The sequence below is a fragment of the Streptacidiphilus sp. ASG 303 genome (assembly GCF_020991365.1).
In the GTDB taxonomy this organism is placed as follows: Bacteria; Actinomycetota; Actinomycetes; order Streptomycetales; family Streptomycetaceae; genus Peterkaempfera.
This window is the reverse complement of record NZ_JAJLRA010000011.1, coordinates 123594-136778: the sequence shown is the minus strand read 5'-3', so window position 1 is coordinate 136778 and position 13185 is coordinate 123594. Positions and strand designations below refer to the sequence as shown.

Annotated in this window: 10 protein-coding genes and 1 tRNA gene; 9 read left to right on the top strand and 2 right to left on the bottom strand. The window is 75.9% G+C overall.

What is annotated here, in order from left to right:
* Window positions 1-275 precede the first annotated feature (275 nt).
* Entirely contained in the window at window positions 276-1763 is a 1488-nt protein-coding gene (locus LO771_RS16655) for a potassium/proton antiporter (RefSeq protein WP_308188926.1), read from the bottom strand.
* Between the two features lie 232 nt (window positions 1764-1995).
* On the opposite strand from LO771_RS16655, the gene LO771_RS16650 reads away from it, so the two are divergent.
* Entirely contained in the window at window positions 1996-4887 is a 2892-nt protein-coding gene (locus LO771_RS16650) for a penicillin acylase family protein (RefSeq protein WP_230653126.1), read from the top strand.
* Window positions 4888-4969: 82 nt separating this feature from the next.
* On the opposite strand, the gene LO771_RS16645 is transcribed toward LO771_RS16650, so the two are convergent.
* The gene (locus LO771_RS16645) at window positions 4970-5584 is read right to left on the bottom strand and encodes a 5-formyltetrahydrofolate cyclo-ligase (protein ID WP_230653124.1); all 615 of its coding nucleotides are present in this window, start codon (window positions 5582-5584) and stop codon (window positions 4970-4972) included.
* A 206-nt stretch (window positions 5585-5790) separates the two neighbouring features.
* On the opposite strand from LO771_RS16645, the gene LO771_RS31095 reads away from it, so the two are divergent.
* The 8 genes from LO771_RS31095 (at window position 5791) to LO771_RS16600 (ending at window position 12451) form a co-directional block, all read left to right on the top strand.
* Entirely contained in the window at window positions 5791-6693 is a 903-nt protein-coding gene (locus tag LO771_RS31095; RefSeq protein ID WP_304944827.1) for a GGDEF domain-containing protein, read from the top strand.
* 9 nt (window positions 6694-6702) lie between these two features.
* Window positions 6703-7632 (top strand): UTP--glucose-1-phosphate uridylyltransferase, encoded by a 930-nt coding sequence (locus tag LO771_RS16630; protein WP_230653122.1) that lies wholly within the window; start codon window positions 6703-6705, stop codon window positions 7630-7632.
* A gap of 100 nt (window positions 7633-7732) precedes the next feature.
* Entirely contained in the window at window positions 7733-9160 is a 1428-nt protein-coding gene (gene glp / locus LO771_RS16625; protein WP_374228185.1) for a gephyrin-like molybdotransferase Glp, read from the top strand.
* Between the two features lie 137 nt (window positions 9161-9297).
* Window positions 9298-9735 (top strand): cyclic pyranopterin monophosphate synthase MoaC, encoded by a 438-nt coding sequence (moaC, locus tag LO771_RS16620; RefSeq protein WP_230653274.1) that lies wholly within the window; start codon window positions 9298-9300, stop codon window positions 9733-9735.
* The gene (locus LO771_RS16615) at window positions 9732-10325 is read left to right on the top strand and encodes a molybdenum cofactor biosynthesis protein B (RefSeq protein ID WP_230653120.1); all 594 of its coding nucleotides are present in this window, start codon (window positions 9732-9734) and stop codon (window positions 10323-10325) included. Before moaC ends, LO771_RS16615 begins: the two co-directional genes overlap by 4 nt.
* Window positions 10326-10339: 14 nt before the next feature.
* The gene (locus tag LO771_RS16610; protein ID WP_374228184.1) at window positions 10340-10945 is read left to right on the top strand and encodes a GNAT family N-acetyltransferase; all 606 of its coding nucleotides are present in this window, start codon (window positions 10340-10342) and stop codon (window positions 10943-10945) included.
* Window positions 10946-11095: 150 nt separating this feature from the next.
* On the top strand, window positions 11096-12298 hold the full coding sequence (locus tag LO771_RS16605; RefSeq protein WP_230653118.1) for a hypothetical protein: 1203 nt from the start codon (window positions 11096-11098) through the stop codon (window positions 12296-12298).
* Window positions 12299-12377: 79 nt separating this feature from the next.
* Window positions 12378-12451 (top strand) — tRNA-Ala (locus tag LO771_RS16600).
* Window positions 12452-13185: the final 734 nt, after the last annotated feature.

Here is a 13185-nt window from a genome sequence, read left to right as displayed (position 1 = left end):
CCGTCACGGTCGGTCCTTCCTGCCGCCTGGTAGTACGCCCCGGACCCGCGCACGGCGAACCCCCGGGGCGCACCGAGAGCCGTCCTCAGGTGCGTCGACCGGGGTAGATACCGGATCCGTCGAGCGGACCGCGGCCGCCGGGCGGTCGCGCCGGCTCTGCATCAGGCGGATGTTGCAGAGTCCAGTCGTGGTCGTACGTCGGGCCATGGTAACGAACCGCCCGGCCGGGCCCGGCCGCCGGTGAGCTGCGGAAGCCGGTGAGCTGCGGACGCCGGTCAGGTACGGACGCCGAGCCAGCCCGCCAGCTTGCCGCCCCGGTCCACGGCCCGCAGCCGCCGCTCGGCGGCGTCGCGGACCTGGTCGGTGGTGACCACGAGCAGTTCGTCCCGGGGGGCCAGCACGGTGGTGCGGCCGGGGACGAAGCTCTGCCCGCCCCGGACGACGAGGGTGACGGCCGCCCCGGTCGGCAGCCGCAGCTCGCCGATCTCGACGCCGACCATGCGGGACCCCTCGGGCAGGGCCACCGACAGCAGGTGGCCGTGCAGCTTCTCCAGCGGTGCGGACTCGATGCCGAGGTCGCGGCCGAGGGTGTCGTCGGAGATCCGCAGCCGTGCGGCGACCCAGGGCAGCGTCGGCCCCTGGAGCAGGGTGAAGACGACGACCAGGATGAAGACGACGTTGAACACCCGCCGAGCGCCGGGCACGTCCGCCACCAGCGGGATGGTGGCCAGCACGATGGGCACCGCGCCCCGCAGCCCGGCCCAGCTGAGCAGCGCCTGCTCGCGCCAGGGCGTGCGGAACGGCGCGGTGGACAGCACGACGGACAGCGGCCGGGCGGCGAAGACCAGCACCAGGCCCACCACGAGGGCGGGCACCACCGCGTCGCGCATGGTGTGCGGGGTGACGAGCAGTCCGAGCAGGACGAACATGCCGATCTGGGCGACCCACGCCAGCCCGTCGGCGAAGCCGCGGACCGCGGGGCCGTGCGGCAGCCGGGAGTTGCCGAGGACCACCGCGGCGACGTACACGGCGAGGAAGCCGGAGCCGTGCAGCAGGGCGCCGCCCGCGTACGCGAGGACGACCAGGGCCAGCACCGCGATGGGGTAGAGGCCGGAGGCGGGCAGGGCGACGTGCCGCAGCCCGAGGGCGCCGAGCCGGCCGACGGCGAGGCCGACGGCGAGGCCGATCGCCAGCTCGGCGGCCATGGTGCCGAGCAGGACGTACCAGGGCTCCAGGGGCTCGGTGGTGGCGAAGGCGACGACCAGGATGACCACGGGGGCGTCGTTGAAGCCGGACTCCGCCTCCAGCAGGCCGGTGACCCGCCGGGGGAGCGGGATGCGCCGCAGCACGGAGAAGACCGCCGCGGCGTCGGTGGAGGAGACCACCGCGCCGATGAGCAGCGCGAGCCGCCAGTCCAGGCCGACCAGCCAGTGCGCGCCCGCCGCCGTCACGAGGACGCTGACGCCGACGCCCGCCGTGGCGAGGACGCCGGCGGCGGGCAGGCTGGGGCGTATCGCCTGCCAGGTGGTGCCGAGGCCGCCCTCCGCCAGGATCACCACCAGCGCGGCGTAGCCCAGGACCTGGGTGAGCGCGGCGTCGTCGAAGCGCACGCCCAGTCCGTCCTGCCCCATCGCGACGCCGATGCCGAGGTAGAGCAGCAGGCTGGGCAGGCCGGTGCGGGTGGCCAGCCGGACGGCCGCCATCGCGACGATCATGATGGCCGCGAAGACCAGGAGCAGCAGGTTGAGGCGGTCGACGGTCACGCAGTGGCACCCCGCTGGTTGTCGTGGGTGTGGGCGGAAGGGCACGCCTGGGAAGAGGATCGTTATACAGCCTAACAGTTTACCTTTCCTTGGTGAAGGGTGGAGTGGTCACGCGGGCCCGGTAGCCTCCCTCTGACCCCGCGTGCGTACCGGTCCGACCGCCCCGCCTAGGGTGGCCCCTGTCCGGCACGCCCGGACGGTACGCCGAAGAGGACCTCTGCCAAGGACACAGATGCCCCGCTCGAAGAAGTTCCGGCGCGCCCGCCTGATCGTGATCGTGCTGGTCCTGCTGCTCGTCGCCGGACTCGGCGCCGGCGGCTGGTTCGGCGTGCGGACCGTCCGCGCCTCGTACCCGCAGGTCTCCGGCAGCGTGCCGGTCCCCGGCCTGTCCGGCCCGGTCGACGTGGAGCGCGACGCCCACGGCATCCCCCAGCTCTACGCCGACAGCCCCGAGGACCTCTTCCGCGCCCAGGGCTACGTCCACGCCCAGGACCGCTTCTGGGAGATGGACGTCCGGCGCCACATCACCTCCGGCCGCCTGTCCGAGATGTTCGGCAAGGGCCAGGTGGACACCGACGCCTTCCTGCGCACCATGGGCTGGGCCCGGGTCGCGAGGGCCGAGTACGACACCAAGCTGTCGGCGACGACCAAGAAGTACCTCCAGGCCTATGCGGACGGGGTGAACGCCTGGCTGGCGAAGCACCCCGGCGGTTCCTCCGCCTCCCTGGAGTACACCCTGCTGGGCGCGGTCAACGGCAGCTACACGCCGGAGAAGTGGACGCCGGTGGACTCGGTCGCCTGGCTCAAGGCGATGGCCTGGGACCTCAGCGGCAACATGCAGGACGAGATCGACCGCTCGCTGCTCAGCCAGGACTTCACGGCGGACCAGATCAAGCAGCTGTACCCGGACTACCCGTACCAGCGCAACGGCACCATCCTGAAGACCGGCACCGTCTCCGCCGACGGCCGGTACCTGCCGCCGGGCACCGCCGCCGGGACGGGGACCGGGACCGGGACCGGGAGCGCCACCGGGTCGGCCGGCACCGCCCCGGGCGCCGCGCCGACCGGCACCGCCGGGCAGGGCGCCTCCGGGCCGGGCACCTCCGCGACCGGCACCTCCGCCTCCGGCGCCGCGTCCCGCACCCCCCGGACCCGCACCACTCAGGCCCGCGCCGAGGTCTCCGGCCTGCTCACCTCGCTCTCCGGCACCGCCGACCGCCTGCCGCAGCTCCTCGGCCCCGCCGGCCAGGGCATCGGCTCCAACTCCTGGGTGGTCTCCGGGAAGAGGACCACCACCGGCAAGCCGCTGATGGCCAACGACCCGCACCTCGGCCCCGGCATGCCGTCCGTCTGGTACCAGATGGGCCTGCACTGCCGCTCGGTGGACGCCTCCTGCCCCTTCGACACCGCCGGCTTCACCTTCTCCGGCATGCCCGGCGTCGTGATCGGTCACAACCAGAGCATCTCCTGGGGCTTCACCAACCTCGGACCCGACGTCACCGACCTCTACCTGGAGAAGATCACCGGCCCCGGCACCTACCTCTACGACGGCAGGGACAGGCCCTTCACCGTCCGCAGGGAGGTCATCAAGGTCGCCGGCGGCAAGGACGTCGAGATCACCGTCCGGGAGACCAACAACGGCCCGCTGATCTCGGACCAGAGCGAGTCCGACCAGAAGGTCGGCAAGTACGCCCCCGTCGGCGACGCGGCCCCCGACCGCGGCGTCACCGGCTACGGCGTCGCCCTGAAGTGGACGGCCCTCACCCCCTCCAACACCATGGACGCCGTCTTCGAGCTGGACCGGGCGCAGGACTTCGCCCAGTTCCGCGCCGCGGCGAAGGACTTCGCCGTCCCCGCGCAGAACCTGGTCTACGCCGACACCCGGGGCAACATCGGCTACCAGGCGCCGGGCCTCGTCCCGATCCGCGCCAAGGGCTTCGACGGCACCTACCCCGCCCCGGGCTGGGACCCGGCCTACAGCTGGAAGAAGGACGCCCGGCAGCAGGACGCCTGGATCCCCTTCTCCGCCCTGCCGTGGGCGGAGAACCCGCCGGAGGGCTACATCGTCACCGCCAACCAGGCCGTGGTCGACCCGACGTACCGGTACCGGCTCACCGAGGACTGGGAGTACGGCACCCGCGCCCGGCAGATCACCGACCTGATCGACGGGAAGCTGAGGAACGGCGGCCGGATCTCCCCGGACGACATGCAGGACATGCAGCTGGACAACACCAGCGTCATGGCCCGCACCCTCGTGCCCTACCTGCTGCGGACCCGCGTCGGCGACTCCTACGTCCGCGAGGCCCAGGACCTGCTCAAGGACTGGAACTACCACCAGGACGCCGGTTCGGCCGCCGCCGCCTTCTACAACGGCGTCTGGCGCAACCTGCTGCTGCGCGCCTTCGGCGACAAGTTCCCCGCCGACCTGCGGGCCGAGGGCGACTGCCAGCTCGTCGAGCAGAAGTCCGACCAGAACCTCCCCGACGACGCCGTGGGCGGCAAGCCCAAGCTCGTCCAGGAGTGCGGCACCCGCGAGCCCTCGCAGGCGCAGCCCGACGGCGGCGACCGCTGGACGGAGGTGGTCCGGCAGCAGCTGAAGAACCCGGACAGCCCCTGGTGGGACTACACCGACGTCTACGGCCGGGTCCACCACGGCCGGGACGCGCTGCTGCTCCAGGCCATGACCGACGCCCGCCAGGAGCTCACCTCCAAGCTCAGCAAGGACGTCTCCACCTGGAGCTGGGGCCGCCTGCACACGCTGACCCTCAAGGAGCAGACCCTGGGCAGCGACGACTCCTCCGTCGCCTCCGGGCTGGTGCACCGGCTGCTCAACCGCGGCCCGTACGAGCTGTCCGGCGGCTCCGCCGCGGTGGACGCGGCCGGCTGGAACGCCGCCGCCGGCTACCAGGTGGACTGGATCCCCTCCATGCGGATGGTGGTCGACCTCAGCAACCTCGACGCCTCCCGCTGGATCAACGTCGGGGGCGCCTCCGGCCACGCCTTCCACCCGCACTACAACGACCAGACCGAGCTGTGGAAGGACGGGCAGCTGCTGCCCTGGGCCTTCTCCGCGGACGCGGTGAAGAAGGCCGCCAAGGACCGCCTGGTCCTCACCCGGGGCTGACGGCCCGCCCGCCCGACCCGCCCGACGCCCGTGGGGGCCCTCCGCCGGAGGGCCCCCACGGGCGTCCCCGCCCGGTCCCGGGTCAGCCGAAGGCGTGCACGCCCGACGGCGTCACCGCCGCGTCCACCGCCCGGTCGTGCGGTTCGGCCGGCACCTCGTCCAGCACCTCGCCGTCGTACAGCAGCACCACCGCCCGCGCCCGCGACCCGGACGCCGCCAGCCGGGCCAGCACCCGGTCGTAGCTGCCCCCGCCGCGGCCCAGCCGCAGGCCCCGGCGGTCCACCGCCAGCCCCGGCAGCAGGACGGCCCCGGCCCCGCACACGGCCTCCGGGCCCAGCCGCGGCCCGGCGGGCTCCACCAGGCCGCGCCCCGCCGGGAGCAGCCCGTCCGGTCCGTCGTACAGCGCCCAGTCCAGGTCGTCGTCGGGCAGCAGCACGGGCAGCAGCACCCGCATCCCCCGGCCGCGCAGTGCCTCCAGCAGCAGCCGGGTGCCGGGCTCCGTCCCCGCCGAGGCGTAGGCCGCCACCGTCGGCCGCCTTCCTGTCCCCGCCGTCCCCCCGCCCGCGGCGTCCGCCGCGGCCAGCAGCTCCGGCACCCGCTCGGCGAACGCCCGCGCCGCCGCGCCCCGCTCCGCCGCGGGGATTGTGCGGCGGCGCGCCAGCAGCCGTGACCTCAGGGCGGTCTTCTCGTTGTCCATGGATGGTCCGGTGCTCCTCACCGACGTCCGGGCGTCGTCCGGGCCCAGTCTGCCGCGCCGGCCCGTACGCGGGTCCGTGCGCCGGACGGTCGGCCGGTCGGCCGGCCGACGGGTCTGCCGTTTCGGCGGTACGGCTGCGAAGACGGGGTAGGGGCATCACTCTGGTATGAGCACGACAAGATAGGGCGACCCCGGGAGGCGGCGGTATGAGCACGGCAGTGCTGGTCCAGGCCCTGGCGGCGCTCAGCGTGCCCGCGTGCGCCGCCTCCGCCGCCCTCGCCGGGACCGCGCTGCGGCTGCGCCGCGGTCAGCGCCGGGCCGCCGCCCGCGCCGCCGAGCTCGGGCGCCGGGTGCTGGACCTGGAGTCCGCCCGCGCCGCACTGGAGCGCAGTGCCGCCACCGACCCCCTCACCGGCGTGGGGAACTACCGCCACCTGCAGCTCACCCTCGACCGCGAGATCGACCGCCACCTGCGCAGCGGCCGTCCGATGGCGCTGGTCCTGCTGGAGGTGGGCGGCTTCGGGGCGATCAGCGAGGCCCACGGCCACCCCCGCGCCCACGCCGCGCTGCGCGACCTCGCCCAGCGCCTCGCCGTGGAGGTCCGCCGCACCGACACCCTGGGCCGCTACGGCGGCGAGGAGTTCCTGGTGCTGCTGCCGGACACCGGCAGGGAGGGGGCCGCCCAGGTCGCCGAGCGCCTCTGCTGGACGGTGCGCCGCCACCGGCTCCCCCTCCCCGGCGGCCCCGACGGCGGCGGGGCCCCGGGGGCGGCCCCCGTCCGGACCGCCGACGGCCCCCCGGGCCGGGCCGGCGGCCTGTCCGGCGACGGCCTGTCCGGCGACGGCCCCGCCGGCCGCTCCCGGCTGGGCGGCAGCGGCCTCACCGCCGTCGCCGGCGTCGCGGTGCTGCCGGGTGACGGAGATCACGCCGCGACCCTGCTGCGCGCCGCCGACCGGTCCCTCGCCGGGGCCAGGCGTGCCCCCGGCAGTCGCAGGCGGCCCCTGCCGCCCACCCCGGCGCCGTCCCGGGGAGGCCTCACGACCACGGACGGGCACACTCTCATCACAAAATCAGACCATGCTCATCTGGGTGTTTCCGCACCTCAGTAGAGTCTCCGCATGACCAACGCCCGCCCTCACATCACCAAGGCCGTGGTGCCCGCCGCCGGAATGGGTACCCGCTTCCTCCCCGCCACCAAGGCGACCCCGAAGGAGATGCTGCCGGTCGTCGACAAACCGGCCATCCAGTACGTGGTCGAGGAGGCGGCGGCCGCCGGCCTCTCCGACGTCCTCATGATCACCGGTCGCAACAAGCGCGCCCTCGAGGACCACTTCGACCGCAACTACGAGCTCGAGGAGCAGCTCACCCGCAAGGGCGACGAGGCCAAACTGGAGCGCGTCCGCGAGTCCAGCACCCTCGCCACCATGCACTACGTCCGCCAGGGCGACCCCAAGGGCCTCGGCCACGCGGTCCTCTGCGCGGAGCAGCACGTGGCGGGCCAGCCCTTCGCCGTCCTGCTCGGCGACGACCTCATCGACCCGCGCGACCCGCTGCTCTCCCGCATGATCGAGGTGCAGCAGGCCCTCGGCGGCTCCGTCGTCGCCCTGATCGAGGTCGACCCCGAGCAGATCCACCTCTACGGCTGCGCCGCGGTCGAGCCCATAGGGTGGCAGGGCTCCGGCGAGGACGGCGAGGTCGTCCGGGTCACCGACCTCGTCGAGAAGCCCGACACCGCCGACGCCCCCTCCGGCTACGCCGTGATCGGCCGCTACGTCCTCGACCCGGCCGTCTTCGAGGTGCTGCGCGAGACCGAGCCCGGCCGCGGCGGCGAGATCCAGCTCACCGACGCCCTGCGCACCCTCGCCGCCCGCAGCGCGGACACGGGCGGAGCGGTCCACGGCGTGCTCTTCAAGGGCCGCCGCTACGACACGGGCGACCGCGCCGACTACCTCCGTGCCATCGTCCGGCTGGCGTGCGAGCGTGAGGACCTGGGCCCCGACTTCCGCGCCTGGCTCCAGGAGTTCGCCTCCACCGAGCTGCAGGCGTGACGGGCCCGGTCCGGCCCACGGTGCGGGGCGGGGCGCGGGGCGCGGCAGGTCCGCGCGGGACGAGGACGAAGGCATGACGGGCGGCGGGAGCGGCGAGGCGATGACAGGGTCCACGGACGGAACGGCAGGCGCGGCGCACGACGGCCCACGGGGCGGGCGGCAGGCGCGGCGGGACCGGACCGGCGGACAGGACCAGGCCCCGCCCGCCGCCCCCGCCGCCCGCATGTGGTCGGTGGACGAGCACCTCGCCGACGTCCTCGCGTCCGTGCGGCCGCTGCCGCCCGTCGAGCTGCCGCTGCTCGACGCCCAGGGCTGCCGGCTCGCCGAGGACGTGGTGGCGGCGGGCGACCTGCCGCCGTTCGACAACAGCTCCATGGACGGCTACGCGGTCCGCAGCGCCGACACCGACGGCGCCACCGACCGCTACCCGTCCGTGCTCTCCGTCGTCGGCGACGTCGCGGCCGGGACCGGGGAGCTCCCGGTGGTCTCCTCCGGCCGGACCGTCCGGATCATGACCGGTGCGCCCCTGCCGCCCGGCGCGGAGGGCGTGGCCCCCGTGGAGTGGACCGACGGCGGCAGCGGCGGCCCGGAGGCCGCCGACCGCATGGCGGCCGGCCTCTCGGCCGAGGTCCAGGTCTTCCGCCCGGTGCCGCCGGGAGCCCATGTGCGCCGCCGCGGCAGCGACGTGGCGGCGGGCGAGACCGTCCTCACCGCGGGCACCGTGCTCGGCCCCACCGGGATCGGCCTGCTGGCCGCCGTGGGCCGCGCCACGGTCCGCGTCTGCCCGCGGCCCCGGGTCGCGGTGCTGTCCACCGGCAGCGAGCTGGTGCCGCCCGGCGAGCCCGTCGGCCCCGGGCAGATCTCCGAGTCCAACAGCTACGCCCTCACCGCCGCCGCCCGCGAGGCCGGCGCGGACGCCCGCCGTGTGGGCGCCGTCCCCGACGACCCCGCCGCGCTGCGGGCGGTCCTGGAGGAGCTGGCGGGCAGCGCCGACCTGGTCGTCACCAGCGGCGGGGTCAGCGTCGGGGCGTACGACGTGGTCAAGCAGGTCCTCGCCGAGTACGGCGAGGTCGACTTCCGGCGGCTGCGGATGCAGCCCGGCAAGCCGCAGGGGTTCGGCCGGATCGGCCCCGGCGCGGGCGTGCCGCTGCTGGCGCTGCCCGGCAACCCGGTGAGCGCCTACGTCTCCTTCGAGCTCTTCGTCCGGCCGGCCATCCGCACCCTCATGGGCGCCGGCCGGGTGCACCGGCCGGTCGTGCGGGCCGTGACCACGGCCGCGCTGCGCTCGCCCGCCGGCCGCCGGCAGTTCCTGCGCGGCAGCTACCGGCCCCCGGCCGACGGCAGCGGCCGGCCGGGCACCGTGACGCCGGTCGGCGGCGCCGGGTCGCACCTGGTGGGCGCCCTCGCGCGGGCCGACTGCCTGATCGTGCTGGACGAGGGGACCACCTCCGCCGAGGCGGGCTCCCTGCTGGACGTGGTCCTGCTGGAGGAGCCCGCTGATTCCGGCGCCGGAGGCCGGGTACGGTAGCGCCCGCACCCCGCGCGGCCCCGCGCGGGGCAGGACAGGCGCCCCACCCCGCAACCGGAGAACCCGTGACCGCGAACCCGCCCGACGGCCGCCCGGCCGACCGCCTCACCCACGTCGACGACGCGGGGGCGGCCCGCATGGTCGACGTCTCGGAGAAGGCCGCCACCGTGCGGACCGCCCGGGCGTCCGGCCGCGTGCTGGTCTCGCCGCGCGTGGTCGAGCTGCTGCGCGGCGAGGGCGTGCCCAAGGGCGACGCCCTCTCGGTGGCGCGGATCGCCGGGATCATGGGCGCCAAGCGCACCCCCGACCTCGTCCCGCTCTGCCACCCCATCGCCGTCTCCGGCGTGGAGGTGGACCTCGCGGTCGCCGACGACGCGGTGGAGATCACCGCCACCGTCCGCACCGCGGACCGCACCGGGGTCGAGATGGAGGCCCTCACCGCGGTCGCGGTGGCCGGGCTCACCGTGGTCGACATGGTCAAGGCCGTCGACCGGGAGGCCGTCATCGACGCGGTCCGCGTCGAGTCCAAGACCGGCGGCCGCAGCGGCGACTGGCACCGCGGCGGCAGCCGGTGAGCGCCGGGCCGGCGGGTACCGGGCCGGGCGCCGGGGGGCCCGCGGGCGAGGCGCGGGGGACCGCCGGACGGGCCCTCGCCGTCACCGTCTCCAACCGGGCCTCGGCGGGCGTCTACGCGGACCGGGGCGGCCCGCTGCTCGTCGAGGGACTCACCGCGATGGGCTTCGCGGCCGACGGCCCCCGGGTCGTCCCCGACGGCGAGCCCGTGGAGGCCGTGCTGCGGGAGGCCGTGGCGGCCGGGTACGACGTGGTGCTCACCACCGGCGGCACCGGCATCTCGCCCACCGACCTCACCCCCGAGATGACGGCCCGGGTGATCGACCGGCCCGTCCCCGGCATCGCCGAGGCGGTCCGGGCGTACGGGCGCGAGAAGGTCCCGACGTCGGTCCTGTCGCGTGGCCTGTCCGGACTGGCCGGACGTACGCTGATCGTCAACCTGCCGGGGTCGACCGGCGGCGTGCGCGACGGCCTGGCCGTCCTCGCGCCGCTCCTCGCGCACGCCGTGGACCAGGTGCGCGGGGGCGACCACCCCCGCCCCGACCAGGACGGGCGGCACCGGCACCACTCCCAGCCCAGGAGCACCCCCTGAACCCCGTCTGGCCCGTGACCCTCGACGAGGGGGACGTCGGCCTGCGGCCGATAAGGGTCCGGGACCAGAAGGCCTGGCGCGAGGTCAGCAGCCGCAACCGGGACTGGCTGCGGCGCTGGGAGGCCACCACGCCGCCGCCCCCGCCCGGCCGGCTCGCCGGGCCCCGGCCGACCTTCCGGCAGATGGTCCGCTACCTGAAGGCGGAGGCCACGGCGGGCCGGATGCTGCCGTTCGTGGTCACGTACCGCGGCCGGCTGGTCGGCCAGCTGACCGTCGGCGGCATCACGTGGGGTTCCATGTGCTCCGCCAACATCGGCTACTGGATCGACCAGGCGGTCGCCGGCCGGGGCATCACGCCCACCGCCGTCGCGCTCGCCGCCGACCACTGCTTCGGCGCCCTCGGACTGCACCGCATCGAGATCTGCATCCGCCCCGAGAACACGCCGAGCCGGCGCGTCGTGGAGAAACTCGGATTCCGCGAGGAGGGGCTCCGCCCCCGCTACCTCCACATCGACGGCGACTGGCGCGACCACTTGGTCTACGCGCTGACCTCGGAGGAGGTGCCGGAGGGCCTGCTGGGCCGCTGGCGGGCCTCCCGGGCGGGCCGACCGGCGAATTGAATAAGCGTTCGAAATCGATCCCGAAGGCTCGCAAAGGGAACGTCATTCCGTCATGCGAGCCCACAAAATAGTCGGAGAATCAGCTTGATCATGCGACACACCGGCAGTAAACGGCGACAGGCGCCGCTTCCCACCCCTACGGTGTGACACGTGAGCAGTAGTGGCCTCATCTACGCGGCGATCGTAGGGGCCTGGGCTGCCTACCTGGTGCCGATGTGGCTCCGCAGGCAGGACGAGCTCAACGAGGCGCGCCCGACGGAACGCTTCAGCACCGCCATCCGCCTCCTGTCGGGGCGGGCGGCGATGGAGCGTCGCATCACCCGGTCCCTGGACGGTCGGAACGACGACACCGGCGCCCCCGGCGCCGACGCTCCCGACGACGGTGCCCCCGGCGCGGACGGCCCCGGCGCCGACGCCGCGGCGGACGGCGCGCCCGCCGCGACCCGTGCGTCCGCACACGACCGGATGCCCGCCCCCCGCACCCCGGCGCCCGCGCCGCGGCCCACCCGCGCCGAGCGCGAGGCCCGCGCCGGAGCCCGCCGCCGGGCCCGGCTCCTCGCCCGCCGCCGCCGCATCGTCACGGCCCTCTTCGCGGCCTTCACCCTCGGCACGATCGCCGCCGCCGTGGGCGGCCTGTCCCTGCTCTGGGCGCCGGCGGCCCCCGCCGTGCTGCTCTCCCTCTACATCGGGCGCCTGCGCCGCCAGGAGCGCCTGCGCTACGAGGTGAAGCTCGACCGCCGCCGCGCCGCCGAGGCCGCACAGCGGCTGCGCGAGCGCCAGGGCCACCAGGGTCACCAGGGGCACCGGGGCCACCACCGGTCCGAGGCCCGCCCCGCGGCGCCCCAGGCCACCGCCCGCCACCCGCAGCCGGGCCCGGCCCGCCGCCCCGCGGCGCCGGACCGCCCCGCCGCACCCGGCCACCGGGACGGCGCGGGCCACCGGGACGACGCGGGCACCGCGGCGGACGCGGGCCACCGGGCCGGGGCCGACCGGGAGCACCCGGGGGCCGACCCCGCCGCCGAGCGGCCGGCCCTCGTCGAGGCCACCGAGGCCACCGACCACGAGGAGTGGGTCGACGGGCTGCGCGAGCGCTCCGCCGAGGCCGACCCCGACTCCTGGGAGCCCGTGCCCGTCCCGCTCCCCACCTACGTCACGGCCCCGGTCGCCCCCCGCAGCACCGGCAGCCTCGACCTCGGCGCACCCGACGCCTGGAGCGCCGGCCGGGCCGCCGCGCCCCCGGCCGCCGAGGAGCCGCGCGGGCGCACGCCGCTCTTCGACCAGTACGCCGCACCCCAACACCCCGCCCCGGACATCGCCGCCGAGCAGCCCCGGCCCCGCGCCGCCAACGAGTGACGCCCGGCGGATAACCGCCGGTCCCGGCGCCGGGGCGTGCGCGAGCACCCTCCCAAGGATGCTAGAGTTCTTTCTCGTTGGGGCTGTGGCGCAGTCCGGTAGCGCACCTCGTTCGCATCGAGGGGGTCAGGGGTTCGAATCCCCTCAGCTCCACCCAACAGAGGCCCTGCCCGGGAAACCGGGCAGGGCCTCCGGCGTTGTGCGGGGCGGCGGGGCGCCGCAGCCAGGGCGGACCTCCCCGGCCTCCCCCACGCCCTGCGGACCGCCCCTGACCCGCTCCCGGACAGGCGTCGGCCACGTTCTCCTCGGCCGGCCGGACGCCCCGAGCGAGGTGAAGGTGAGGGCGAGGCAGTCGCGGGCGGCGCCGGGGGAGGCCGTGGGGGCCCGCGCGCACACGGTCTCCCCGGCCGTGTGCGCGAACACGATGCCGACCGTGCCCTTCCCGGCTGCGAAGGCCTCGGTCGTGACCGGCTGCCCTGTCAGCTTGAGCGGGAAGGAGCCGGCCGCCTGGCCGGACGTCAGGCAGCCGTGGTCGTCGGGGCCCGCCGAGGCGTCGGCGTGCGGGGCGGACGCGCCCCGCCGGAGCGGCCGGTGGGCAGGAGGAGCGTGCCGAGCGGGGCGGCGGTCGCGCGGGAGGCGGCGTGCACGGGTGGTCCCTTCCGGGGACGGTGTGCGGATGGGGTCCTCCGCGTTCGCCAGGGCAGGCAGAGAACGGCCGCAGCACCCTCCCGTGACCGGGCGTCACACGGTCGGCCTCCGGGTGCCCGGGTGCCCGGGTGCCCGGGTGTCCGGGCGGCCTGCGGGCTGCCCCGAGGCGCGCCGCCGCGGTCGCGCCGGCCGCCGCGCCCGGAGGGGTGCGCCTCGGAGACGTGTCTCCGCAATCGCAG

What these genes read in the sequence shown, in the direction of transcription:
- LO771_RS16650 (WP_230653126.1), top strand. Translation starts at nt 1,996, where the DNA reads ATGCCCCGCTCGAAGAAGTTCCGGCGCGCCCGCCTGATCGTGATCGTG.
- LO771_RS16645 (WP_230653124.1), bottom strand. Translation starts at nt 5,584, where the DNA reads ATGGACAACGAGAAGACCGCCCTGAGGTCACGGCTGCTGGCGCGCCGC.
- LO771_RS31095 (WP_304944827.1), top strand. Translation starts at nt 5,791, where the DNA reads ATGAGCACGGCAGTGCTGGTCCAGGCCCTGGCGGCGCTCAGCGTGCCC.
- LO771_RS16630 (WP_230653122.1), top strand. Translation starts at nt 6,703, where the DNA reads ATGACCAACGCCCGCCCTCACATCACCAAGGCCGTGGTGCCCGCCGCC.
- glp (WP_374228185.1), top strand. Translation starts at nt 7,733, where the DNA reads ATGACAGGGTCCACGGACGGAACGGCAGGCGCGGCGCACGACGGCCCA.
- moaC (WP_230653274.1), top strand. Translation starts at nt 9,298, where the DNA reads ATGGTCGACGTCTCGGAGAAGGCCGCCACCGTGCGGACCGCCCGGGCG.